Source organism: Pseudoalteromonas sp. K222D (genome assembly GCF_017653575.1).
Lineage (GTDB): Bacteria > Pseudomonadota > Gammaproteobacteria > Enterobacterales > Alteromonadaceae > Pseudoalteromonas > Pseudoalteromonas nigrifaciens.
The window spans coordinates 13239-37145 of record NZ_JAGGDL010000032.1 but is presented as its reverse complement, the minus strand read 5'-3'; the positions used below and the strand labels follow the sequence as shown (position 1 = coordinate 37145).

Genomic DNA, 23907 nt, shown 5'->3' with positions numbered 1-23907 from the left:
CGTTCGCGTCATTTTAACAGGCAACGCCTAAACAGCGTCATATTGTCGTGTTTTATGTTGTTTAACATAATATAAATTATAGGTTGTTAAATATGTATTAATAAGGAGTTCCACATACTCTCTTTATTAGCCCTTTAATGTCCAATACTAGACGGTATCGGACATTAAAGAGGTTTTTATCTAAGTTAGTTATTCTCAGTTTGGTACATTTAAATTTAATTAATATTTTCTAATGTATGTAATCTAATGCATGGAATATTATATTTCAGGTTTTCATTTAAAATATAAGTTACTCAATACTTAGTAAACGCTCGGCCGTGTATTCGTTAGTAATAAGCCCACTAATCATTTTAGATCTTAGTGCACCTAAAATGGCTAATACTTTTTCTTCTCCGGCAGCTATGGCAAAAATTTGTTTATCTGAATTAACTTTTAATGGCGTACTTGCTACTCGTTGATTAACATTACAATCTAATAACTTACCATTTTTATCAAACACCCAGCTTATCATTTCTCCTACAGCACCTTGCTGTTGTAACTCTTGGAGTTCGTCAAGGCTTACAAAACCGTCTTTATGAAGTGGCGAATTTAATCCTAAATTACCAACGCCTACAAATGTAACATCTGCATTCGTGGCTAATTTTAAATTACTAGCAACATTCTGCTGTGAATGCAGTTGCTGCTTTTCCTCAATGGTGCGTGGCAAAACTGGTAATGGCATAGGGTAATGTTTGGCATTTATATGTTCCGCCATTCTTACTACTACATCGTATGGCGATGCCGATCCGTCTAATGCCATATTGCCTAACATGGCAACTATTTTATGTTGTTGGCAATCTTGTGTTCGCAGCTCATCTACGCATGCGCGTAAAACTCGCCCAGTTCCCATTGCAATAACTTTTGGTTGTGGTGATTTTAAATGGCGTTCTATTTCAGCCGCACCAGCTTGTGCCAAACCTAATGTAGATGAAGGTTCTGACGGATCACTAGGGACTACATCACAAGAGAGCAAACCAAAACGTGTTTTAATTTGTTCAGCCAAATCCATACATTTAGCAATAGGATGATCGAGTCTTACTTTTATTAATCCTTGGCTAACAGATAGCGCTACCATTCTTTGTGCCGATTGGCGTGAGGTATTAAGCTTTTTAGCTATTTCGTCTTGTGTTTTACCTGCAACATAATACAACCACCCTGCTCTTGCTGCGTCATCGAGTTTTCTAATTTCTGTATTAGATAGCTTGGCCACTGAAACCTCTTAAAATCAAAATAAATAGACTATTAAAATTGATTAACAGCAAAATATTTTTGTTAATTGAACGAATTATTTAATTGTTATTAGCCCTCTAAATATACCATTCATTTAATAAAAGTGTCGAATTTTCATGTTATTGCACTAATAGAAATCAAGTTATCGCTTTCTAATTGCTCACAACATATTTTTTCTATTACAGCTAAGTGCAAGTTATGGCCACAGCTATAAAAATTATAAAAACGTAAATGCGACCTGTAATGCACCTTTATTTTGCGCGGGGTTCCACATAGCTGTTGCCGATATAGGAAAATTATACTCTAATATTTGTAAGCTCTTGGAGTAAGTAAAACCTAAGTTAACTATATTAGCGTTATCATCATAAAAGTTTTGCTGATCTAAAAAAGAAAAAGCACCACCAATAAATACAGAGACTTGCTCATCTAATTCATTACCCTTCCACACGGGCATGCTAGCTTCGAGATAGTTAGTGTAAGCTTGTTTGTTTTTTCCTGAACTTCCATCTAAATAGGTATCTATCCCTTGAACTATTACTGAGTAGTAAAGTGATAATGGCATTTCGCCCGCAAAGGTATAACCAAGACCGACATCAATAAAGTTTCCGGTTTTATCCGGATCGCTTGAATAGTCAAAAATATCTACATTATTAATCGACGAGTGGTTCCCATGATTAACAATTTCAATGAACAGCTGCTTTGAAAACTTATAAGAAGCAAAATAAGTAAACTCCTGATACTCACCATCAAAAGAGGTCCCACCCCATAAACCTAAGGTGATTTTATTATCCGCCGTTTTATAAGTTAATTCACCAGCAACCATTGGGCCTGGCGTTACAATTGAGCCATGCCATAAGTGATTTGTTTTAAATTCTAACCCTAAATTAAAATCGTTGCTGTGTACCTGGCTACTATAAGTTGCTATTGCTGCCGTTAGTGTTAATACATGTTTAGCTTTCATAAATATGCTTCTTTGGTTGTATAAGCTCTGCGTTTGGCTTGAGTTATATAGTGCTAAATTACAGTGTGGGCATAAGCCCTTGCTGTGGTCATAATCCCAGCAAGAGGTTCGTACGTCAACTATTTAAATAACAAAAAATTCACAATGCGTTACCTTGCAATAATAAGCCAATTATATCAGTAGGTTAAAACACCATAATTGTTAATTTGTTTTTTATTAATTAAACGTAAATCACTTGCAACGTAAATTTTTACAATATTAAAGGATAAGTAATGCGCGGAGGTTATTTAATAAAACGACAAAGTAGCTAAAAATTATTTAAATCAGTTATTAATGACTGTTTTTTAGTTACTATCTTGAGCTTATGAGGTGGTTAGCTTAGTATTGAAAGTACTCAAATGGTATTAACAATAGAAGTAACAACATATGGAATTTGTGCACCCACTAGAACCTATTTTAATCATTGATGATACAAAAAACAGTCGCGACTATCTAAACCAAATTTTAACGGATCTTGGTTATGAAGATATTCTTGAGTGTGAAGATTTTGATTGTGCAAAACCGCTGCTTAGCGAAAAGTCCCCAAAGGTTATATTTTTAGATGTCGAAATACCTGACTCTGAAGGTAGTGATATTTTAACTTATATAAATAATTGCTATCCGCATATTCATGTTGTTATTTGCTTTGGCCATAACAGTTTCGAAAATGTAGAAAATACGTGGGAACTTGGTGCTAAAGGGGTTATAGCAAAACCGTTTAATGTACAAAAAGTAGATACAGTAATGAAGCGTTTAGAGCTCATTGAATAATAATAAGGTTAGTATGCAAAGTTCTGTTAGTGCAATTATCGATGATTTATCTAATGTTATTTTTGGTAAAAAACAACAAATAAAGCTCGCGCTCACCTGCTTATTTAGTGAAGGCCATTTACTAATTGAAGATTTACCTGGCATGGGTAAAACAACGTTATCGCATGCCTTAGCAGCCGTTTTAGGCTTGTCGTATCAACGGATACAATTTACCAGCGACTTACTCCCAGCCGACATATTAGGTACTAATGTATTTAATAGTAATGAACACAGTTTTAGCTTTCATAAAGGGCCTATTTTTAGCCAAGTTGTTTTAGCAGACGAAATAAACAGAGCGGGACCTAAAACACAAAGCGCCTTACTTGAGGCAATGGAAGAACAACAAGTTACTGTTGATGGTAAAAAGTATTCTCTTCCTACCCCATTTTTTGTTATTGCTACACAAAATCCATTACATCAATCAGGTACTTACCCTTTACCTGAGTCGCAGCTGGATCGTTTTTTAATGCGTATTAGCCTTGGTTTTCCGCCAAAAGAAGCCGAAAAAAGGCTGTTACTAAATATGCAAAAGCGTGACTACACCCAGCTACCACAACGTATTACTGAGCAACAATTAGCTCAAATTCAAACTGAAATTAGCAATATTACACTTAGTAATCCTGTAATTGATTATATTATTGAATTGGTAAATTATACACGCGAAAGTAATAATTTTGCTGCATCGTTATCGCCACGCGCTAGCATGGCATTAGCAAAAGCTGCTAAATCATGGGCTTATATTGACGGTCGTGACTTTGTTATGCCTGAAGATGTGCAAGCAGTTTTTGCCAGTGTTTGTCAGCACCGTTTAGGGTTACACAATGAGTCGGGCGAAGCGCAAGTTATGCAAATATTAAAAGCTGTTATGGTTCCGGTATAGCATTTATGCCAAATAAAAAAGCTAAGCGCCCTGCTTTATTTAAGTCATTTAAACGTGCCATATTTAATAAATTATTAAAAAATAAACATTTAAAACAGTTAATTACACTTGAACACAAAACTATTTATGTTTTTCCATCAGCCCTTGGCTGCTACTTTATTAGTGTAGCTATTTTAAATTTTGTGATGGGGATTAACTATCAAAACAACTTAATTTTGATCATGGCTTATTTAATGTTTGTGGTAATGATTATTGCTGTACTACTGGGTTACAGCAATGCAAAAGGCCTAACTGTTACTTTTAAAAATTCACTTTCGAGCTTTGCACCACAAAATCCACAAGTTCAGTTTGCTGTACAAAGCCCCTCGATTTGCCAATCTGTGATGCTAATTTATCAAGGCGATCAACAAACGCAAATTGATCATGATGAAATAACCAATACAGCCCAAATGCTAAGCTTACCACTACCCTATAACAAACGCGGATGTTACTCACTACAGCGAATAAAAATTGCCAGTAATTATCCCTTTGGCTTGATCACTGTTTGGAGCTACATTCAACTACAATCAAGTGTTTATATTTACCCTTCACTTGAAAAGGTGTTTAGTGACGCTCAGATAAATAGTCTAGCCGATCAAGCCGAAAACAGTATTGCCAAACAACTCGGTAGTGAAGAGTTTGAAACATTAATACCGCACTTGCCTGAAATGGGATTGCAAAGAATTTCTTGGAAACATTTTGCTAAAACACAGCAGTTATTAGTTAAAGAGTTTGTTGATTTTAAAGCTGCTGATGCATTATTTGATTTTGATTTAATGCATGGCGATACCGAGCAACGCTTAAACCAGCTGTGCTTTTTAGTATGTGAAGCAACAGAGAATAACACCCCCTTTATGCTAAAACTACCAAGTAAAATAATAGCTACCAACGTAGGTGTGCAACATAAAACACTTTGTTTAGAATCACTTAGTACATTTAATGGTTATACAAAGTGACGGCAATAAAAAACATAAAAGTAATAAATTATTCACTGTGTTTTATATACAGCTGCTTAGTCGTGTTTTTTATTGCTCACTTACCAATTGTATTTATTAGTGTACTAGCGCTACTTTGTGCGTGGAACTTTTATGTAACCATAAGTAATAAAACTAAACCTAATGCCTGGTTGGCTAACGCTTTAGCAGCACTTGCTTTAGGGTTAATGCTTTTTAGTGTGGGATTTAGCGACACGGTTATTTTATTTGTGGCTATGTTGTTGCTTTCAAGCTTATTTAAGTTGTTACAGGCGAAAACTAAAAAGCATTATCATGTAATAACTACGCTGACATTTTTTTCGCTTTCGGCGGTTTATTTATTTAACCAAAGTATTTTAACTACTTTAGTAGTGAGTAGTTTGTACATTTTAAATTTTGCCGTACTAGGCTTGTTAGAATCAAAACATAATTTAAAAGTCGCATCTAAACAAAGCGGTAAATTACTATTATTGGCATTACCGCTGGCGGTATTTTTATTAATATTTTTACCAAAAATGCCGGCATTTTGGCAACTACCTGGGCCAAAGTTAGCTAAAACAGGTTTGTCTGAGCAAATAGATCCGTTTGATATTGCCAAGTTATCTAATTCAGATGAACTGGTTTTTAGAGCTAAATTTAATGATCTAGCACCTAAAGATCCCCTGTATTGGCGAGCCTTAGTACACGATGAGTTTAACGGAAATGCGTGGCTCACTTCCAATTTATTAAAGCATAACAGCGTAACTCAAACTAAAACGCAACAAGTTAGTAGTTTAACAAAATACGACTATTCGATTATTGCCGAGCCCTCGAGTCAAAAGTGGTTATATGGGCTCAACTTTGCAACCAGTAATAACGATAACGTAGAGAGTGACTCACTGGGCTTACTGCGTAAAAAAAATTACCAAGCTAAAAGTGTGCAATACACAGCAAGCAGCTCTGCACTAACAAATGCTCCTTTATTACAGTGGCAAACTAAGCACTACAAACATTTAGTAAATAACGACAATAACAAAGCAAGTGCTCTTGCCTATAATTTAAAACAAAACTTAACCAGCGACCGTGATTTTTACAATGCATTACTACAGTACTTTATAGACAAAAAATTTAGTTATACGCTTAACCCGACGCCAATGAGCGGCAACAATACTATTGATCAGTTTATGTTTGAGCAACAACGTGGGTTTTGTGGCCACTATGCCAGTGCCGCAGCTTATATTTTTAGAAGTGCGGGTATACCGGCAAGAGTTGTCAGTGGCTATTTAGGTGGTGAGCTTAATACTGATAATAATACTTTATCTGTTCGCCAATATGATGCACATGCATGGGTAGAAGTGTATTTAGATAATGAAGGCTGGCAAATATTTGATGCCACAGCGGTGGTTGCTCCCGATAGGCTTACAGGATCGCTTTCACAAAATAATGAATTAAATAATGAGTTTAAAAGCAATCTCGACTTTGGTTTGGTCAGTTTAAGTAACTTTGCAGCTATTAATTGGTTAAGGCTAGAGCTAGAAAACTTAGATTATAAGTGGTCTAGCTGGGTACTTGGTTTTGATGATGAAAAACAAAACGACTTTTTAAAGTCTATTTTTGGCAGCAAAAATATTTGGCTGGTACCGCTGGCTGTAATTGTTATTTTAGGGCTAACTTTTGTTAGTTATTTTGTTTATTTAAATTGGCCTAAGCCCGCTACTAAATTAGCTCCTATGGTTAAAGAGTTTGAACAATTAATAAATTGGGCTAAAAAACGTAAACTTAAGATAGCCGATCATTTAACGCCTACTCAACAATTACAACACTTAGCATCGCAAGCGCCGCACGTTGAGCAACAATTACTCGAGTTTAGTCAGTTATTTAACCAAGTACGCTATGCTAAAAAACCATTTAATAAAGAACGTAAAACTCAGGCAAAATATCTGATAAAATTAATTAAATCTACGAAACAGAGAAATCTATGAATGCGGTTGTTATAGGCGTTTTATTAATGCTTGGGCTTACCTTGGTCCGCGTAAATGTTATTGTTGCAATGATAATAAGTGCCCTAGTTGCTGGTTTAACCGCTGGTTTGGGCTTAAAAGAAAGTATAGACGCCTTTAATTCGGGATTGTCGGCAGGTGCTGAAATAGCACTAAGTTATGCCATGTTAGGTGCTTTTGCAGTGGCTATTTCTAAGTCAGGTTTAACACGTATTTTAGCCGCAAAATTATTAGCTAAAGTTAATGCACAAAAAAGTGGCAGTGAAACCCTGCTCAGTTATTTTATTTTATTTATAATAATGATCTGCGCCATTTCATCGCAAAACTTAGTGCCGGTTCATATCGCCTTTATTCCTATTCTTATTCCACCGCTGCTGGTAATTTTTAATAAACTTAGGCTGGATAGACGTGCAATAGCTTGTATATTAACTTTTGGTTTAGCTACTTCTTATATGGTACTACCGTATGGCTTTGGTGGTATTTACTTATATTCAATACTCCATAAAAATTTAGTGGATAACGGTTTAGAAATAATAAATACCCAAGTTCCTATGGCAATGATAATTCCGGCTTTGGGCATGTTTGCAGGTTTATTAATTGCAATATTTTTTAGTTACAGAAAACGTCGCGACTACGCAGCGCTACCGCTTACCATAGAAAGTAAAGAAACCACGGTAGAAAACCCAAAAAAGGTAATGTTAGTTGGCCTGTTTGCTGTACTTGCTTCACTTATTGCGCAAAACGCTAGCGGTTCAATGATTTTAGGCGGCTTAGTGGGTGTAATGATTTTTAGCGTTTTCGGTATCGTTAAATGGGAAGATAATGGCGACGTATTTAGTAAAGGCGTCGCTATGATGGCAATGATTGGTTTTATAATGATTTCTGCTCAAGGATTTGCAGCTGTTATGCAAGCTACAGGTCATGTGGCTAGTTTAGTACACAGTGGCGCTGAGTTATTTGCTGGGAATAAACCCATTGCGGCAGCGGTTATTTTATTAGTTGGATTGTTTATTACCATGGGTATAGGTAGCTCATTTTCAACCGTACCAATTATAGCTACTTTATTTGTTCCTTTATGTTTACAGCTGGGCTTTTCGGTTATGGCCACTGCTGCTTTAGTGGGTACGGCCGGTGCGTTAGGTGATGCAGGCTCCCCCGCTTCTGACTCTACACTTGGGCCAACTTCCGGGCTAAATGCTGATGGCCAGCACGACCACATTTGGGATTCAGTAGTGCCTACCTTTATTCACTTTAATATACCGTTATTAATATTTGGCTGGATAGCCGCCATGGTGCTTTAACCTAATTAATGTAAAACGATAACCTAATAATAGATTAGGTTATCGACCTTCCACCTTGATAATTTTTATTAAAATTGACTCTGTTGCTTAGTTATATCTTTTATAACCAACTAGTATGATGTGTTCTTTAGTGGTATTTAAATAAGCACTACTTAAAGTGCTTATTTTTAATAACATTAAAATACTTTATTCTAATGTTTACTTGTCAAAACCATAAATCATTTTATCGCAAACAACAGGCGTTGGTCGGTGATCATCATTTACTGCAACAAAGGTAAAGCTGCCACTAATAGCAGAATGCTTGTTGTCATTATGCATAGTTTCTAGAAGTATATCGACATCAACTTTTAAACTGGTATTACCTACATGCACCACTTTTGCTATAAGTTCAGCAAAAGTACCTGCAGGAATAGCTTCTTTAAAGTCTACTCGATCTGATGAAATGGTAACTAAAGGCTTACGGCAAAAACGCGTTGCCGCTATAAAAGCAACCTCGTCCATCCAAGCTAAAGCGTCGCCACCAAATAAAGTGTTGTGGTGATTAGTTCGCCCCGGAAACACTGTTTTAGTTACCGATGTGGTGGAATCTTTAATACGTTGCGCGATAATAGCATCGCGCTCTACTTGTGTCATAGTATCTACTTTTTATTAGCTAATTTGTTTTGCATTAATAAGGCCGGATCAAGGCGTTCACCTTGCCAGTTAAAACGCCAATCTAAATGCGGGCCTGTTACCCGCCCTGTTGCACCTATCTCAGCTATTTTACTACCTTGCTCAATTTTATCGCCCAGCTTTACATCAAGCTTACTTAAATGAATATAAGTAGAGGTAACGCCGTGGCCATGGTCTAAAATAAGTGTGCCACCTGAATAATAAATATCCGGCTGCGAAAACACCACTGTACCACTTATAGGTGCATACACAGGTGTCCCCGTTTTATTGGCTATATCTAAGCCAAAATGTGGTCTGCGTGGCTCGCCATTAAAATAACGTTGGCTACCATACACCCCAGATATACGCCCTTGTGCAGGTTTTAGCACAGGATCTAAAAAGTACAATAGGTCAGAATTAACTTGGCGCGCAGCTCTAATCGCAGCAGCCTCTTTACTTATACGTGCGCTGAGTTCTTTAGCCGGCGATACATATTTTTTAGCAACGCCGGTAATTTTATCAATTTGATAGTCGCGCTTAGTAATTACTAGGCTTTCACTGTGCTCAACACCAGCTTTATCAACCCATTTAAGTGTGTGATTTGTTGGTGCATCGCGACCAAAGCCAAATACAAAATCCCCCTTACTCGAAAGCTTAAGTGTTTTGTCGTTAAAGCTAACCGACTGCGCGTTACTAATATTACCGGTTACTAAACCGCCTTGAGTTAATTGCCCTTTTAGCTCAAGCGCCATTGCACTTAAGCTAGTAGAGGAAATTAACACGGCTGCTAATATTGTTTTAAGCATGGCTAATAGACCCTTTGCCTACTCCTTCGTAGGCCGTTATTTTTACCGCTTTTTCAGGATACTGTGCTTTTACCTGACCCGCTAAGTATTCTGCAATGCATTCAACCGTGGTATCACTAGGTAAAATATCACAACGCGATTCGCTAATAGCCATTTCAAAATAGCCTTGCGCTGAAGTATATGCAAAACATACATCGCCAGCTTTAGCGCTAACGTGCTGCAATTCGTCTGCCTTAATTTGATCCTCAGCGGTGGCTAGATAAATGTCTTCCCACTTTTGTGACCATTCTTTTTGCAGACGTGGCATAGAAATACCATCTAAACTAATACCAATTTGAGAACGATGCCCATGAATAATACGTTGGCAATTACCATCGTGCTTTTTAAGGCCATGGCTGTAATGGTAATAATAGCTTTGGTTATGCTCTGGCTTTAATGACAGCTCAATTTTTTCAATATTATCTGGCAGCTGTGGCAAAATAGTCGCTATTAAAAAATCTGTAACCGATGCAATTGTTACTTCATCAGCGTTAATCATACAATAAGCTTGATGTGGAGCACTCATCGCCAAATGGTGGTTGTCACCAAATGTACAATCTAATGTTTTATGGTCGCTAAATTCGCTAACCACGCCATTTAGATTATTAGGTACAGCTAAACGATGATCAATACACTCATCTATAATGCCTTTAATTTGCTTTTTAACTAAGCCAAAGTCTAATACCATAGACTCATCGTTTAGTTTGCCATGCAAAGTTAAATCAACAATCCAGCTCTCGCCAACTGCGCCGCGTTTATTACACAAGTAAGAAAAATCTATCACTGTTAGTGAGTTAACAAAAAGGATCATAAATTTCCTTTAAACAGGTTAAAAGTCAGCTGTAATTATAATGATTTATGATTGTAATTGCGCGGTTTAATCAGGCTAAAATCAATTACACGAATCGATTGATGAAAAAACCTCCTAAATTTAGCTTTTTTAACTGATCCGAGTTGTTCAGCGTACAAGTGTACGCTAAAGTAGTTGGCAATTTATAAGCGAAGATAAGTGTTATGGAACCTAAAAATAGCTATACAAAAGAAGACTTGATCCTATGTGGTGAAGGTAAAATGTTTGGTGAAGGTAACTGCCGTTTACCAAGCGACAATATGTTAATGATGGACCGCATTACCTCTATTACTGCCGATGGCGGAATACACGGTAAAGGCGAAATTGTTGCTGAGCTAGATATTGACCCTAGCTTATGGTTTTTCGACTGCCATTTTAAAGGTGACCCTGTAATGCCCGGTTGCTTAGGTTTAGACGCTATGTGGCAGTTAGTTGGATTTTACTTAGGTTGGTCTGGCGGTCCAGGTCTTGGCCGTGCGCTAGGTGTGGGTGAAGTTAAATTTACCGGCCAAATTTTACCAACCGCTAAAAAAGTAACCTACCGCCTAGTAATGAAACGCGTAATTAAACGCAAATTATTTATGGGTGTTGCCGATGGCACGGTAGAAGTAGATGGCCGTGTAATCTACGAAGCGAAAGATTTAAAAGTAGGTCTATTTCAAGACACCAGTGCATTTTAATTAACTGTTAATAATTAAAATACACATACAAAAATGCCTCCACTTGGAGGCATTTTTGCTTAAATTCAGTTATATACTATGTTTTATAAATATTACGATTATCTATTGCTTCGCGCCAACCACCTAACCATTCTGATTTTGGATCAACTTGTTGATAGGGACAATGCTCTTTAGAGCGACCTGCTAAACCTGCTTTAAATCCTTGAGAATGTGCTCTCTCTAAACGATCTCTTTTTTGTCTCTTCATCGGTAATATCCTCACCTTTGTATTTATATATTTTGTAGCATTAGTGAAATCTACATGTAATGAATAGCTAATAAAAAAGGTTAATTCAAATTATAAAAGCAATTAATTAGTTTGACTTTAACTAAGCTGCTGATGCAATGATGAATTAGCTTTTTAAAAAGTAAGTGGTCGTACTTGCACTGTATTGACCGGTTTAATCTAACTTAAAAACACGATTAAAAAATCGTTTTATTACACTGTTGTGTATATATTGTGACCGGCTAATTTAGCCTTAGTTCCAAATTAATCTAGTCTATTTTTTAATTATTTTAAATTTTATTTAGCTTATTTAATAAACAACACAATTAATGCTTGATTATTTAAAGTCGATCGGTCTAATATGTTGTATGAACAAAAACACACCAACTCCAGTGAGGCGTGGCCGCCCACCCAAAGTAGCCAGAGAAAACGCCGATACCAAAGCGTTACTTATTCGCACAGGCCTAGAAACACTAACCGAGTTTGGTTTTAGCGCAACTGGCCTCGATACCATATTAAAAAAAGCAGCCGTACCTAAAGGCTCTTTTTATCATTACTTTAAAAGTAAAGAAGCGTACGGTATTGCCCTTGTTGATGCTTACGACAGTTATTTTATTGCCAAACTTAATCATTATTTACAACAAAGTGACGTCCCCCCGCTGGAGCGAATAGTCAACTTTACCCAAAGTGCCATTAAAGGGATGAAGAAGTACGATTATAAGCGTGGCTGTTTAGTAGGCAATTTAAATCAAGAACTGAATCACTTAAGTGACGAATTTAAAACCCGCTTATTGCAAAGTTATACTAGCTGGCAAAACTTGGTAGAGGTGTGTTTAAACCAAGCAAAGCAGCAAGGTACAATTGCCAACAGTGTAAACACCCCATTAATGAGTGAGTACTTTTGGATTGGTTGGGAGGGTGCGGTTATGCGTGCCAAGCTCACTAAGTCTAATACTCCACTTACTTTGTATACAGAAATGTTTTTACGCGCATTACTAACCTAATGCGTTTTTTTTACCAATTAAAAGACGATCGGTCTAAAAGGATATCCCATGAGTAACCCAATTAAAGCCATTGTTATTAATAAAGATGATAATAACTACAGCGCCTCTTTAAGCAGCATTAAGAATAGTGACCTGCCGAATGAAAATGTCACTATTGATGTGCTATACAGCACTTTAAATTATAAAGATGGCTTAGCAATAACCGGAAAAGGGCCTGTGGTACGCAGTTTTCCTATGGTGCCGGGTATAGATTTAGTAGGCACTGTGAGCCACTCCACCAGCGATGAATTTAAAAGTGGCGATAAGGTAATTTTAAATGGGTTTGGTGTAGGCGAAAAACACTGGGGTGGGCTGGCTCAAAAAGCAGCACTTAATAGCGATTGGTTAATCCCCTTGCCTGCTGGCATTTCACCTAAACAAGCTATGCAAGTTGGCACTGCGGGTTACACCGCTATGCTCAGTGTAATTGCACTCGAAAAACAAGGCATAACACCCGATTCAGGCGAAGTGCTGGTAACCGGTGCTAATGGTGGCGTAGGTAGTTTTGCAATATATTTACTAAATCAGCTTGGCTACAATGTAACCGCAGCTACTGGACGAATGGAGCAAAGTGATTATTTAAAAGAGCTAGGAGCAGCAAATGTAATTAATCGTGATGAGCTTTCAAACCCAGGTAAGCCGCTACAAAAAGAGCGTTTTGCCGCAGCTATAGACTCAGTAGGTAGCCATACTTTAGCTAATATTTGCGCCTCATTAAAATATGGAGGTGTTGTAACCGCATGTGGGCTTGCACAAGGTATGGATTTACCTGGCTCTGTAGCACCATTTATATTACGTGGCATTCGATTAATAGGCATTGATAGCGTAATGCGCCCAAAAGCCGACCGAATTGAAGCATGGGATCGTTTAGCATCTTTAGTAGCAGCTGATTACCTTGATAAAATATCGACTGAAATAACGCTTGAACAAGTAATTGATAACGCCGAGCAGCTTATGAAAGGTAAAATTCGCGGCCGTGTTGTAGTTAATTGCCAAAGTTAAGCTTTTTACACTGTTAAAGCCTCGTTATTAAATTTATAATACACTTTGTATTTTAATAACGAGGCAACACCTATGAGCAACCAAGAACTTTTCAGTAATAACCCACTGCAAGGCGTAAAATTAGAACAAGTGGTTGAAGAGCTGGTTGAACAATATGGGTGGGAACTCCTATACGCTTATTTACAGCTAAATTGCTTTAAAAATAATCCTGATATTAAATCGGCGGTTAAATTTTTACGTAAAACACAGTGGGCACAAGAAAAAGTAGATAACTTTTATTTGTATCGCCTTAAAAACTTACCACGTCCTGATGATGTGCAATACGAACTGCCACCGCGTGATCGCGTGATCCCTGCTGATCATAAACCTGGTGAGCCGTGTGAGTTAAGCTTTACTGATGCAAAGCGTATTATGGAGAAAAAAGAGACTAAGCAACGTGCGCGTACCCGTAAACAGCGTGTTAGCTCAACTAATCCTTGGGGCAACTAAAGCACAAGGTTAAACCACTCATTATTAAAGCTGGCATTGCCGGCTTTTTTATTACGCCTTTTTACTCATACCCTATAAGTTAACAGCAACAAAGATATAAAGTTTACTTTAGAGGCTTGTATCCCCTATCTTGCCAAAACTCTACAGCCGAGCGCTCTGTAGGCAGTGCTACATTAAATGTTTTATCCGCTATAAGTTTGCCATTGTACTCTATGGTCATGCGCCAATTACCAAGTTTATTATTAATTGGTGGCCATAAAGTATCACCTAAATAAAAATGCCAGTCGCTGTTTTTAACATACACCACTCCGGAAAAAGGAGGCATTATGTCGCCTTCATCATCGGGTATATTAGGATGATAAATGCTGTAATGTAATTTTTCGCCTTTGGCTTTTTTAATATTTATGATCAAACCAAATTCAACATCAAGAGTAGCGATGACCTCGGTAGTAAATTGCTCTATTTGCGGCAATGCTTTACTCTCGTTATCCCATGTTGAGTAAATACCGTAGCTTTGCAGCGTAATTATCGGTTTTAATTTAGCCATATCACCTAACTTTATATTTAACGTTTATTGTATGCCAGCAGAGTGTAAATTTGCCATATTTAAAGTGTCACTTTTGGGTTTTTAGGATAGTAATGATTGCCCTGCTGCTCGCACAAACTAAACTCACGAGTATTTTTGTAAGGTAACTTCATAAAACCGGCTACCCCTACGTCGGTAATATTCACTGCGTATTGCATCAACTTATTAAGCAGCCGCCTAAACTCATCCTCTTTACTGGCATCGAGCAACCGGTAGTAATGATGTATTTTGAGCCTATCGGGCAGCGCTTCAAAAATAATGCAGCCAGTGTGGTGTATTTGATTTAGCTCAAACACACATTTAATTACTTTTTTTGGCAGTTGTAGTTGCTCGTCGGGATCTTTACCATCTTCAAAGTAAGAATGTGGCCGGGTAACATCACTGGCATTTACATTCACCGTTTCAAAATCAAGTTCTGGTAAACTTTCAAACTTAAAAGCGCCTGTTCTATCGCGCTCTAGCTGAATGGTTTTACGTGCGTCAAACAAACAACATTTAAACAGCCCTTTTTGGCTAATTGCTTGTGCCAGCATTACGGTATTATTTACCGCATCGGTAAATGCAGCGGCTAACGTTTCGTTATACAAAATTAGCGATGATTCAACAAACAGTGACTCATCTTTCCAATGAAAGCTTAATCCGCCTACGGCTGGATACTTTGCTAAACGACTAATTGAAGCTAAAAATGCTTTTTCGGTATCTCCGGTATCAAACAAAAACTCTTTGTAGTAACGATCTAATTGGGCATCGTTTACATCAAGCAATTGCTGTTTATGATCGGCTTGGCGTAAAAACTGCTTTCGTGAACTGTATACAACGGTTTCGGGCTCTTCGTCATAACTAAACCAAAACGGAATCGCGGCTTTAACTACTTTTTTAGGTAACTCAGGTAGGTACGCTTTCGCCATACTAGTAATGTTACGCATAAAGTAATCACCTGCGCTATCTCTCACTTGTTTGTTTTTAGAGAGCATACCGTCAATTACTTTAGCCAGCTCTATTGGTAGCCCTAAACTGCTGGCCGGAATAACGTCTACTCCAAACCGACAAGACTGTGCAGAAGCAAGTGCGTACAAGGTTGCCGCTACGCCTTGCTCATCAAAGCGTGGAGATGATTGCTCTCCCGACATTTGTGCTTCACCAATAAAGTAAACATCGCCCATACGTGCGTTAGTAGTGCTTAGGTCTGCCGACATTAAATCCATAAAATTACTGGCAATGGGGTTACCGTCACTATCTATTTGCGCGTATACCGAGCTTCCCCAATCCACTAACGATAGTGCATCACTGGCTTCGTCCCATACTAAGTTTGAAGGTTTAATGTCGCCATGCACAATAGGCTGCGCCGTTACACCCGTATTATGATTGCGCAGATCGAGCAGCACGTTTCTGAGTCGCACTGCCAGCGTCATAATTTTTGCAGCGCTAATTCGGCCTTTTTTCAACGATACTTTTTCAAGGTCTTCGCCCATGGCGCGAGCCATCATTAAAATGCCTTGTTTTTTAATTCGTTCAAATGCATAAAATTCAGGTACAAGTGGATTGTTAATTTGCGATAGCATGTAAGCTTCGTCTTCTAGGCGGTCGCGTATACTTTGCGCTAGTGTAATACGCGAAAACTTAAATACCCAAGGTAAGCCGGTATCGTCGTGTCCCGCAAATACAAAACCAAAAGCGCCTGAACCAATCATTTCTACATTTTCGTAACCAAGTAAGGTAAGTTTTTTAATACATATATTAAGCCACTGTCTATGCTTTTTAGCATCGTGGTGTGAGAGCAAATAAACAGATTGCTCTTCGTTAATATAAAAGTTACGAATTTCTTTGGCTTGCACTGTATTTTCTCAATTAAGGAAGTGTAACGGCTTAAATTAATAACCCTTTTAGCTATGTAATACTCTATTTTATTTAAAGTTTTATCTCAAGTAATAGCGCTCGTTTAAATTTTAAGGCTACATATCGCTAGAAATTGCGGATTCAACGTATAGGGCTTAACCTATTGGGCTAAAATAAGGTAAAACAGGGCTTTATATTCTTTTGGGTCAAACAATGACAAACATAATTAAAGCCTCTTCTTTAGCTATAGCGCTTTGTGCTGGTATGAGTACGCACGCAGCTGAGTTTACTTTCTCATCAAACATAAACAAAGATGCACAAACATTAGTCGTATTTTATAGCCAAGATGGAAAAAACAAACAATTTAAAGCACTTAATAAAGAGTTTAAACAGCATTTACAGCGCGTAATAGACATTGAAAACTTTAAAGGCGATTACGCCAGTGTTGCCGAACTTATAGCACCACAAAACAGTAAATATGATCGTATATTAGTGGTAGGTACGGGTAAACAAAAAGAACTAGATAAAGCCCGTATTGCAAAATTAGGTGGCAATATACATGCTCGCTTACTCGGTAATAAAGTAACAACCGCAAGTGTAATATTTGATGACGTAACCGGCTTAAATAATAATGCCGAGTTAGCAGCTAACTTTGCTCACGGTGCTAATTTACGCGACCACCGCTTTGAAAAATATAAGCAAAAAGCCAGCACAGAAACTATTAGTTACACATTTGATGTTGCTAACACTAAGCAAACACAAAAAACATATAAGTTGCTACAAAGCATTCAAGCTGGGGTGTTTTTGGCCCGCGACTTAACTTCTGAAGTTGCTACCCACATGACCCCGGTCGACTTTGCCAATGCAGCTAAAGAGTTAGAGTCTCTTGGCGTTACTATTAGCGTACTTGAGCCTGCCCAATTAAAAGAGCTAGGTATGGGAGCGCTTGAAGCTGTTGGCCGTGGTAGCGAACAAGGCGCTCGTCTTGTAGTTGCTCATTATAAAGGGTCTAACGACGCACCTATTGCCCTAATAGGTAAAGGTATTACATTTGACTCTGGCGGCTACAGCATTAAAACAGGTGCATCTATTGCACGAATGAAATCAGACATGGCAGGTGCAGCAGCGGTACTGGGTACTGTAAAAGCAATGGCACTTGCTAAAGCAGATAAAAACGTAGTTGCAGTGATGGGTATGGCCGCTAACATGGTGTCGCAATTTGCTGTAGCACCGGGCGACGTAGTACGTACCGCTGAAGGCTTAAGTGTAGAAATACTTAATACCGACGCAGAGGGCCGCTTGGTACTTAGCGATTCAATGTGGTATGCGCGTAAGCACTTTAATCCTGAAATAATGATTGATGTAGCCACATTAACTGGCTCTAAAGTAGGTGCTGTTGGCAATGAATACGCGGCAGTATTTTCACAAGATGATAAATTAGTAACGCAATTAACCTTAGCCGGTAAACAGGTTAACGAAAACTTATGGCGCCTACCTTTAGGGTATAAAGATGCTTTAAAGTCGGATATTGCTGATTTAACCAATGTTGGCTCCAGCGGCCCTGGTGCAACTACTGCAGCAAGCTTTTTAGAGCATTTTGCCGGTGACACTCGCTGGGTACACATTGACATAGCCGGCAATGCATTAGCTAAAAAAGGCAAAGACGAAGTATCTGCTGGCGGTACCGGATTTGGCGTGCGTTTATTGAGTGAATGGCTACTAAGTAATTAAATATACATTAGTTAGCTTTACTAGCTAAAACACAAAACGCCAAAAGCACATATATGCTTTTGGCGTTTTTTATTGTTAGTTAAAGCAATATAACCTTTAACCTAGAAGGTCAAACACGTTTTAGTCGTAACCATATTTATTATTAAACGCTTCATCGCTCATGGTTAATAAAATAATAAACTCTACAAATGCAATGATCGCCGGAATAGCTGTCCAAAAGAACAACAGATAAATAAAGCCTAAGCCAATTTGCCCTAAGTAAAACTTATGAACACCAAAGCCACCCAAAAATACCGCAAGCAATGCTGCAGCTATTTTACTCTTACCATTGGGCGCAGTACCACCTAATGAATTAGGTTGCGCTGTTTGTCTTACCCCACATTTAGGACAAATTTCTGCTTTTAAACTAATTACGCCTCCACAGTCCGAACAAAACTTTTCGTCTGCACTTTTTAATGTTGCTGCATCACTCATTAATAACTCTCCATTGTTTATAAATATGCTTCATAGCGTAGTTAAGTAAATGTCAGTATATAAATTATTAGTTTTAATTTTTAGATACTTGAAAATATTTAACAGCTAAAAACTTAGCACAATAGGCAAACCACATTCAACAAAAATAAAACAACTATTTTACATTTGGGTGCTTATACATGATTTATATAGTGCAAATAAACGATGTGCAGCTATTAAAACTCGATAGTATCAATAATCAACACTAAATAATGTTAACAAAATTTACATTTAGTTAGTTGTTCTGCATAAACCCTTTTTGCTTAATAGCGCAGCACTAAGTTAATTGTGGTTTTTTAATGGAGTATCAAAATGATAAAATTTAAATCGATAACACTATTTGTTAAAATGTGGACTGTTACGGCATTATTAACCAGCTCAGCCGCTTACTCACTAGGCTTCTCACAAACCTACACACAGGCTTACTTACAAGCCTATGCTCAAGCTTCATCTAAAGATAGCAAACAGGCTCCAGCTCAAAACATTCCTCAAAACTCGATTTACCAATTAAATAATACGTGGTTAGATCAAGATGGCCACGAGCGTTTATTAAGTAGCTTTAGTGGTAAAAAGCAAATAGTGAGCCTTATTTACACACATTGTGCGCATACCTGCCCTACTATTGTGTCGACCATGCAAGCTATTGAAAATAAGCTTAGTAATGAAGAAAAAAACAATGTTGGATTTATATTAGTCTCGCTTACCCCTGATACAGACACCCCGACGGTATTACAAAGCTTTGCCCAAAGCAGAAAACTAAGTGCACATAATTGGAGCTTATTAACAGGCTCAGCCGATGATGTGCGCAGCTTAGCTGCAGCATTAAACATTAAGTATCAAAATATAGGGAATAGCGAGGTAGAGCACTCTAATATAATGACGGTGCTTGATCAGCAAGGCAGAATCAAGTTTCAAAAAACGGGTGTAATTAGTAATGCAACTTTCACTGCTAAGGAGCTTGCCAACTTTTAAGCTACTCACTATTACTAAAAACACAAATATAAAACACTTTATTAGCAAATAGAGTGTTTATATTATTTTATAAATGTTTACTTAAAATACCTCCCTACCAGTTAAGTCCACTTTTAATCTCTAATATATTTTTAATCAACTACTTCACTTGCTTACAGCATAGAGTATTAATGACGTATATATACCAACAAGTTATAGGGTAGCGTTGGACTTATTTGCAGCACAATAGAATAATCCGCCCTTCACTCACACTTCAGCTTTGTATTATTAATTATTGGGTACTTACGTGAATAAAAAACAAGCCATACTAGGTAGCGCTATTGCTATTTTATCTATTTTGTTAGGGGCACTATTTCTCGAAACATCATCACTGTTTTTACGTCTACTGCTAGGCTTAGCTTTGGGTTTTGCCTTAGCGAAAGGTTCAATTGGTTTTGCTGGCAGCATTAATCGCGCATACCGACGTGGCTCAACACAGCTATTGCAAACTCTTATGTTTATGTTTGTTATTACTGCCATTATAAATGCTGGCTTATTAGTAAATACAGATTCAACAAGTTATAACTTATGGGTTAACCCTATTAATTTAGGCCTGATTATTGGTGGCGTAATGTTTGGTGCCGGTATGAGCTTGTCGAGCTGCTGCTACCGGCATGATGGTAGAAATGGTAAGCGATGTACCACGCGCACTAACAACATTGGTATTTTTTGGAGCAGGTGTGTTTTTTGGCTTTCCGCTACAAGCAACGCAAAGCTGGATCACGCAAAGTGTAATCTCTACAAGTAGTTATGCTGGGCAAGGTGTTTACCTGCCCGATTTGTTTAGTTGGGGGCCATTAAATGGCTACTTTATTGCTATTTTAGTTACGATTGCTTTTGCTTTAATTGTTGTAGTGCTGGCTAAAAAATATGAGAACTACCGACAAAAAAGTGGATCTTATTTAGGGGTTGACGGTGAAATAGCCCGACAAAACCAGTTATTACACAACAGTACACAACAATTTACATTTTTTAGCACCCACACATATAAACGCTGGATAGGAAACATGTGGGAAATGCGCACTTCTGCTTTAGTAATTGCAATTATATTTGGTGTAATGATGGCGTCAACTGGTTCGGGCTGGGGCGCTTCTACCCCTTTTGGCATATGGTTTGGTAAGCTTGTAATGCAACTTGGCATAAGCGCAAACGATATTGCAAACTATACTCTAAGACCCGAAGTAATGTTTACTACAGGCTTTTTTGATCATGCTATTTCGGTACAAAACTTTGCAATAATGTTAGGCACATTAATAGCCGTGCTGCTTATGGGTAAATTTTCGTTTTCATTTAAAATAAACCACTCAGCTAAACAGTTTGCTTTATTTGCACTTGGCGGGCTACTAATGGGGTTTGGTACGCGTTTTGCCAATGGCTGCAATGTAGGTGCATTATTTACCCCTATCGCTAACTTTTCATTGTCAGGTTGGATTTACCTAATTTTTTTACTGCTTGGTGGAATACTGGGTAATAAGCTGCAACATGCTGTAATTAAATAATACCTTTTATAATTAAAATGCCGACTTAAATTATAAGTCGGCATTTTTACTAACCGTTATTTTTAAACAGTATACGTTTAAGTGTATTGTCTTTAATAATATAATGATGCAGAAGTGCTGCGCTGGCATGTAATGCAATTAAGTAATAACCAAGTACGCCCGTTGTTTCGTGTAGGTATTTAATTTGTTTTGCCAGATCAGTGTTTTTTGCCGCTAATGCGGGTAATTCAAAACCATAAAAAGGAATTGGCGCATCAAATAAACTCAGCATAAACCAACCTGCCAAAGGCATTGCAAACATAAAAGCATAAAGTGCAATGTGCGTAATACTAGCTGCCATGGTTTGCCATTTTGCTGGACTGGGCGTTATTAATGGTTTAGAACCACTTTTTAAACGAATAAATAGCCGAATAGTAACAAGCAACAAAACTGATAACCCCAGCATAAAATGCCACATTTTAAATAAATCGCGAGTTTCTGTGCCCTTATCAAATAAAACCCGTAGTTCAATAGAGGCATACACAGCAATTAATACTAATAACATTAGCCAGTGCAGGATTATTGAGAGTTTATTGTAATGGGTAGATGTGTTTTTTATAGCCATAAAACCTCTAAAAATATAAGAAATAAATGCGCTCTTTACTTCTCAAGCACACCGTACTTAACCTGAACTCTGGTTAAGAGATTTACGAACATATTGAATCATCGTTATATTTAATTTTATTTTCTCTAGCCAGAGGTTTTCAGTGAAAACAAGGCGAATTTACGCGTCAATAGCTGGCCTATTGCAAGTAAATTCAACGCAGTTAGCGCTGAAAACAGCTGCTTGAGATAAGTTTATTATCCGGAGCTCAGGTTACTTAAGAAGTTTAGCGCGTTTAAAACTTTTACAGTGTTTAAAGTAAGCTTTTAATGATCTAGCACAATAACTATTTAACTTATATTTATAGGCGCTATCTGTATTGATAACTTAAACCAAGCCCCGCCCAAAATACATCTTGTAATAATTCATCGTCGGCATAGCGGTTAGAATCTTTATTAATAGCAAAACTGTAGTTGCTATATGCGTATAACTGCATGTTTTTTATTACTGAGTAAGATAAATTGGTACTAAATTGCACATGATTAGCACCATTATGCCCATCGGCCACATACCCTGAATTAAAGCCAACACTGGTTTTAAAATCAAGCTGTAATACGGGCGTTAATTGATAATGTTTATTTAGCGCAACATCTAAAAAAGCACCTTGTGCATCAAATGAATAATATAAACTACTTATAAGCTGAACCTGCTGTGCAAAAGAGTAAATAAGCTCAAGGCTAACCTCATTATCGTAAGCGTTACTGCTTTCTTCGCGCGAGGCAATTGCACTATACCCACTTAATAGCTCAAGGTTTTTTGATAATACCGTTGCGTATATTATATTTAAATTCACTTCTGAATAATCGGTATTAATGCCTTTAGCAAACCAAGGAATAATTATGAAATTTTCATAATTTAGCTCTGTAGATACTGAGGTAATCCCTTTATTTGCTAAGTTATCACGCCCTTCAGTAACATAGCGGTTTTCCCAGTAGGAATGAATGTGCCAGTCGTAGCTGTTATTAGGTTCAATGTTAGTTAACGTCTCAACTTTTATATGACCCGCCGCATCTGCTGAAACATTTTGCACAGCACTATACTCTTGCGTAGTTTGCGCTAAAGCAAGGGAACTAAAACAGGCACTAAACGCAAATAAAAAACCGACAATACATAACTTCATTAATAACCTAAATTTTCATAGTAGTATTTAGCTCAGTTACTGAGCTAAAAAGGTCGGCTATACTACTACTCGAATAGGTAAATGAGCAATAAATTTTGTTAACTTTATTAGTTAAATAAAATCACTGCAACTAGGGCTCGCTGCAGTGTTAAAAATACGGGATATAAGGTAGGTAATTTAAAGTTTTATAAAGGTGTTACTAAACCTCTTCGCATTCCCAGCTTGGCTTTTCAAATTTAAACACTGCTAATCCTAAAAGCGCTATCATTATTGCAAAAGCTAACCAAGATGATAAAAACTGTGCTGCAAAAAACCAACCCACTGCAGCGGCAATAACACTAATAACAAGCTGAGCCATAAGCGGAACTTTACCTTTGATACCGTAAGTAAGTTTATAAGCTTTAACTAATTCATCAGCCACAAAAAACTCACAAAGTGTCACGTTTTTAGTTAAACCGTGAGCTTTTAGCCTAATTTTAGCCGGGTTGCCATTTATTTCAAACTGATGAGTAGAGCTAAACTTAAAGTTTTGTGCTTCGCTAACTATCTCACCGTTAACTTTTACAACTTCTTTTCCCGATACGGGCAAGCAGTAATAAGTAACTTCTACGTCATCACTGTAAAACTTAAAATGCATTCCACTTTTGGCCGAAACCTCTACTTTATTTGTCATCATCATCATCCTTAATGATATAAATTTAATTATATAGTTTCCAAAGAAAGTTAACAGCATGCTTACAACAATAAATCGTTAACTCACTCATAAAAAGCTATACCTCAATAAAAACAAACAATAGATTTAAAATCAAACTCGTTAACATTGCTGATCAGTACTAAACTTTTGCTCATCGGCAGTTAATTGATCTGTATCAAGTCATTTTTGCACTTAAG

At 37.4% G+C, this 23907-nt stretch carries 25 protein-coding genes; 13 read left to right on the top strand and 12 right to left on the bottom strand.

Annotation, left to right across the window (positions count from 1 at the left end; all coding sequences use genetic code 11):
• Positions 1 to 289: 289 nt before the first annotated feature.
• Together J5X91_RS14185 and J5X91_RS14180 are read right to left on the bottom strand one after the other, a co-directional pair.
• Positions 290 to 1249 (bottom strand): sugar-binding transcriptional regulator, encoded by a 960-nt coding sequence (locus tag J5X91_RS14185; RefSeq protein WP_086994123.1) that lies wholly within the window; start codon positions 1247 to 1249, stop codon positions 290 to 292.
• Between the two features lie 237 nt (positions 1250 to 1486).
• Entirely contained in the window at positions 1487 to 2230 is a 744-nt protein-coding gene (locus J5X91_RS14180) for a hypothetical protein (RefSeq protein WP_208835058.1), read from the bottom strand.
• Positions 2231 to 2656: 426 nt separating this feature from the next.
• Here J5X91_RS14180 and J5X91_RS14175 point away from each other — a divergent pair, with 426 nt between their 5' ends.
• The 5 genes from J5X91_RS14175 to J5X91_RS14155 are packed head-to-tail and all read left to right on the top strand — an operon-like array spanning position 2657 to position 8252.
• The gene (locus tag J5X91_RS14175) at positions 2657 to 3040 is read left to right on the top strand and encodes a response regulator (protein WP_086994129.1); all 384 of its coding nucleotides are present in this window, start codon (positions 2657 to 2659) and stop codon (positions 3038 to 3040) included.
• A 13-nt stretch (positions 3041 to 3053) separates the two neighbouring features.
• Entirely contained in the window at positions 3054 to 3959 is a 906-nt protein-coding gene (locus J5X91_RS14170; RefSeq protein WP_197107941.1) for a MoxR family ATPase, read from the top strand.
• Between the two features lie 5 nt (positions 3960 to 3964).
• Positions 3965 to 4954, top strand: coding sequence for a DUF58 domain-containing protein (locus J5X91_RS14165; protein WP_208835057.1), 990 nt, complete (start codon positions 3965 to 3967; stop codon positions 4952 to 4954).
• Complete coding sequence (locus J5X91_RS14160) at positions 4951 to 6933, top strand: DUF3488 and transglutaminase-like domain-containing protein (RefSeq protein WP_208835056.1); 1983 nt, start codon at positions 4951 to 4953, stop codon at positions 6931 to 6933. Before J5X91_RS14165 ends, J5X91_RS14160 begins: the two co-directional genes overlap by 4 nt.
• A complete protein-coding gene (locus tag J5X91_RS14155; RefSeq protein ID WP_208835055.1) occupies positions 6930 to 8252 on the top strand; it encodes a Na+/H+ antiporter family protein in 1323 nt (440 codons plus the stop codon). Before J5X91_RS14160 ends, J5X91_RS14155 begins: the two co-directional genes overlap by 4 nt.
• Positions 8253 to 8450: 198 nt before the next feature.
• Here the strand turns inward: J5X91_RS14155 and J5X91_RS14150 are convergent, their stop codons facing one another.
• From J5X91_RS14150 to J5X91_RS14140, 3 genes are read right to left on the bottom strand one after another with little or no spacing between them, the layout of a single operon-like run.
• A complete protein-coding gene (locus tag J5X91_RS14150; RefSeq protein ID WP_011328175.1) occupies positions 8451 to 8885 on the bottom strand; it encodes an acyl-CoA thioesterase in 435 nt (144 codons plus the stop codon).
• A 5-nt stretch (positions 8886 to 8890) separates the two neighbouring features.
• Positions 8891 to 9709, bottom strand: a complete 819-nt coding sequence (locus tag J5X91_RS14145; protein WP_208835054.1) for a M23 family metallopeptidase — start codon at positions 9707 to 9709, stop codon at positions 8891 to 8893.
• Complete coding sequence (locus J5X91_RS14140) at positions 9702 to 10559, bottom strand: 6-carboxytetrahydropterin synthase (RefSeq protein ID WP_208835053.1); 858 nt, start codon at positions 10557 to 10559, stop codon at positions 9702 to 9704. Before J5X91_RS14140 ends, J5X91_RS14145 begins: the two co-directional genes overlap by 8 nt.
• Positions 10560 to 10762: 203 nt before the next feature.
• Between J5X91_RS14140 and fabA the strand changes: the two genes are divergently transcribed.
• On the top strand, positions 10763 to 11278 hold the full coding sequence (gene fabA / locus J5X91_RS14135) for a bifunctional 3-hydroxydecanoyl-ACP dehydratase/trans-2-decenoyl-ACP isomerase (RefSeq protein WP_011328171.1): 516 nt from the start codon (positions 10763 to 10765) through the stop codon (positions 11276 to 11278).
• 76 nt (positions 11279 to 11354) lie between these two features.
• On the opposite strand, the gene rmf is transcribed toward fabA, so the two are convergent.
• Positions 11355 to 11525: a ribosome modulation factor gene (gene rmf / locus J5X91_RS14130; RefSeq protein WP_011328170.1), complete on the bottom strand. Its 171-nt coding sequence runs from the start codon at positions 11523 to 11525 to the stop codon at positions 11355 to 11357.
• A 386-nt stretch (positions 11526 to 11911) separates the two neighbouring features.
• Between rmf and J5X91_RS14125 the strand changes: the two genes are divergently transcribed.
• The 3 genes from J5X91_RS14125 (at position 11912) to J5X91_RS14115 (ending at position 14077) form a co-directional block, all read left to right on the top strand.
• On the top strand, positions 11912 to 12547 hold the full coding sequence (locus tag J5X91_RS14125) for a TetR/AcrR family transcriptional regulator (RefSeq protein WP_041454420.1): 636 nt from the start codon (positions 11912 to 11914) through the stop codon (positions 12545 to 12547).
• Positions 12548 to 12595: 48 nt separating this feature from the next.
• Entirely contained in the window at positions 12596 to 13588 is a 993-nt protein-coding gene (locus J5X91_RS14120) for an MDR family oxidoreductase (protein ID WP_011328168.1), read from the top strand.
• Between the two features lie 72 nt (positions 13589 to 13660).
• A complete protein-coding gene (locus J5X91_RS14115; RefSeq protein ID WP_011328167.1) occupies positions 13661 to 14077 on the top strand; it encodes a VF530 family protein in 417 nt (138 codons plus the stop codon).
• Between the two features lie 103 nt (positions 14078 to 14180).
• On the opposite strand, the gene J5X91_RS14110 is transcribed toward J5X91_RS14115, so the two are convergent.
• Both J5X91_RS14110 and J5X91_RS14105 read right to left on the bottom strand, forming a co-directional pair.
• The gene (locus J5X91_RS14110) at positions 14181 to 14624 is read right to left on the bottom strand and encodes a DUF3859 domain-containing protein (protein WP_208835052.1); all 444 of its coding nucleotides are present in this window, start codon (positions 14622 to 14624) and stop codon (positions 14181 to 14183) included.
• 59 nt (positions 14625 to 14683) lie between these two features.
• Positions 14684 to 16498, bottom strand: a complete 1815-nt coding sequence (locus J5X91_RS14105) for a serine/threonine protein kinase (RefSeq protein WP_208835051.1) — start codon at positions 16496 to 16498, stop codon at positions 14684 to 14686.
• Between the two features lie 214 nt (positions 16499 to 16712).
• On the opposite strand from J5X91_RS14105, the gene J5X91_RS14100 reads away from it, so the two are divergent.
• Positions 16713 to 18230 carry a leucyl aminopeptidase gene (locus J5X91_RS14100; RefSeq protein ID WP_011328164.1) on the top strand — a complete coding sequence of 506 codons (1518 nt, stop codon included), beginning with the start codon at positions 16713 to 16715 and terminating at the stop codon, positions 18228 to 18230.
• A 120-nt stretch (positions 18231 to 18350) separates the two neighbouring features.
• Here the strand turns inward: J5X91_RS14100 and J5X91_RS14095 are convergent, their stop codons facing one another.
• Complete coding sequence (locus J5X91_RS14095; protein WP_011328163.1) at positions 18351 to 18704, bottom strand: TM2 domain-containing protein; 354 nt, start codon at positions 18702 to 18704, stop codon at positions 18351 to 18353.
• Between the two features lie 351 nt (positions 18705 to 19055).
• Between J5X91_RS14095 and J5X91_RS14090 the strand changes: the two genes are divergently transcribed.
• From J5X91_RS14090 to J5X91_RS14085, 3 genes are all read left to right on the top strand, one after another.
• Positions 19056 to 19715 (top strand): SCO family protein, encoded by a 660-nt coding sequence (locus J5X91_RS14090; protein ID WP_011328162.1) that lies wholly within the window; start codon positions 19056 to 19058, stop codon positions 19713 to 19715.
• A gap of 286 nt (positions 19716 to 20001) precedes the next feature.
• Positions 20002 to 20502, top strand: coding sequence for a YeeE/YedE thiosulfate transporter family protein (locus J5X91_RS18175; RefSeq protein ID WP_348272529.1), 501 nt, complete (start codon positions 20002 to 20004; stop codon positions 20500 to 20502).
• Positions 20414 to 21253 carry a YeeE/YedE thiosulfate transporter family protein gene (locus J5X91_RS14085; RefSeq protein WP_348272530.1) on the top strand — a complete coding sequence of 280 codons (840 nt, stop codon included), beginning with the start codon at positions 20414 to 20416 and terminating at the stop codon, positions 21251 to 21253. Before J5X91_RS18175 ends, J5X91_RS14085 begins: the two co-directional genes overlap by 89 nt.
• 49 nt (positions 21254 to 21302) lie before the next feature.
• On the opposite strand, the gene J5X91_RS14080 is transcribed toward J5X91_RS14085, so the two are convergent.
• The 3 genes from J5X91_RS14080 to J5X91_RS14070 all read right to left on the bottom strand — a co-directional run bounded on the left by J5X91_RS14080 (position 21303) and on the right by J5X91_RS14070 (position 23689).
• Complete coding sequence (locus tag J5X91_RS14080; RefSeq protein ID WP_179807063.1) at positions 21303 to 21857, bottom strand: cytochrome b; 555 nt, start codon at positions 21855 to 21857, stop codon at positions 21303 to 21305.
• A 349-nt stretch (positions 21858 to 22206) separates the two neighbouring features.
• The gene (locus J5X91_RS14075) at positions 22207 to 23016 is read right to left on the bottom strand and encodes a hypothetical protein (protein ID WP_011328159.1); all 810 of its coding nucleotides are present in this window, start codon (positions 23014 to 23016) and stop codon (positions 22207 to 22209) included.
• 199 nt (positions 23017 to 23215) lie between these two features.
• On the bottom strand, positions 23216 to 23689 hold the full coding sequence (locus J5X91_RS14070) for a hypothetical protein (protein ID WP_208835050.1): 474 nt from the start codon (positions 23687 to 23689) through the stop codon (positions 23216 to 23218).
• Positions 23690 to 23907: the final 218 nt, after the last annotated feature.

Excerpts from the sequence above, each read along its gene's own strand:
- J5X91_RS14150 (WP_011328175.1), bottom strand. The coding sequence starts at position 8,885 with ATGACACAAGTAGAGCGCGATGCTATTATCGCGCAACGTATTAAAGAT.
- J5X91_RS14170 (WP_197107941.1), top strand. The coding sequence starts at position 3,054 with ATGCAAAGTTCTGTTAGTGCAATTATCGATGATTTATCTAATGTTATT.
- J5X91_RS14175 (WP_086994129.1), top strand. The coding sequence starts at position 2,657 with ATGGAATTTGTGCACCCACTAGAACCTATTTTAATCATTGATGATACA.
- J5X91_RS14080 (WP_179807063.1), bottom strand. The coding sequence starts at position 21,857 with ATGGCTATAAAAAACACATCTACCCATTACAATAAACTCTCAATAATC.
- J5X91_RS14100 (WP_011328164.1), top strand. The coding sequence starts at position 16,713 with ATGACAAACATAATTAAAGCCTCTTCTTTAGCTATAGCGCTTTGTGCT.
- J5X91_RS14145 (WP_208835054.1), bottom strand. The coding sequence starts at position 9,709 with ATGCTTAAAACAATATTAGCAGCCGTGTTAATTTCCTCTACTAGCTTA.
- J5X91_RS14165 (WP_208835057.1), top strand. The coding sequence starts at position 3,965 with ATGCCAAATAAAAAAGCTAAGCGCCCTGCTTTATTTAAGTCATTTAAA.
- J5X91_RS14090 (WP_011328162.1), top strand. The coding sequence starts at position 19,056 with ATGATAAAATTTAAATCGATAACACTATTTGTTAAAATGTGGACTGTT.
- J5X91_RS14180 (WP_208835058.1), bottom strand. The coding sequence starts at position 2,230 with ATGAAAGCTAAACATGTATTAACACTAACGGCAGCAATAGCAACTTAT.
- J5X91_RS14110 (WP_208835052.1), bottom strand. The coding sequence starts at position 14,624 with ATGGCTAAATTAAAACCGATAATTACGCTGCAAAGCTACGGTATTTAC.
- J5X91_RS14155 (WP_208835055.1), top strand. The coding sequence starts at position 6,930 with ATGAATGCGGTTGTTATAGGCGTTTTATTAATGCTTGGGCTTACCTTG.
- J5X91_RS14115 (WP_011328167.1), top strand. The coding sequence starts at position 13,661 with ATGAGCAACCAAGAACTTTTCAGTAATAACCCACTGCAAGGCGTAAAA.
- J5X91_RS14075 (WP_011328159.1), bottom strand. The coding sequence starts at position 23,016 with ATGAAGTTATGTATTGTCGGTTTTTTATTTGCGTTTAGTGCCTGTTTT.
- J5X91_RS14140 (WP_208835053.1), bottom strand. The coding sequence starts at position 10,559 with ATGATCCTTTTTGTTAACTCACTAACAGTGATAGATTTTTCTTACTTG.
- J5X91_RS14125 (WP_041454420.1), top strand. The coding sequence starts at position 11,912 with ATGAACAAAAACACACCAACTCCAGTGAGGCGTGGCCGCCCACCCAAA.
- J5X91_RS14095 (WP_011328163.1), bottom strand. The coding sequence starts at position 18,704 with ATGAGTGATGCAGCAACATTAAAAAGTGCAGACGAAAAGTTTTGTTCG.
- J5X91_RS14120 (WP_011328168.1), top strand. The coding sequence starts at position 12,596 with ATGAGTAACCCAATTAAAGCCATTGTTATTAATAAAGATGATAATAAC.
- rmf (WP_011328170.1), bottom strand. The coding sequence starts at position 11,525 with ATGAAGAGACAAAAAAGAGATCGTTTAGAGAGAGCACATTCTCAAGGA.
- fabA (WP_011328171.1), top strand. The coding sequence starts at position 10,763 with ATGGAACCTAAAAATAGCTATACAAAAGAAGACTTGATCCTATGTGGT.
- J5X91_RS14070 (WP_208835050.1), bottom strand. The coding sequence starts at position 23,689 with ATGACAAATAAAGTAGAGGTTTCGGCCAAAAGTGGAATGCATTTTAAG.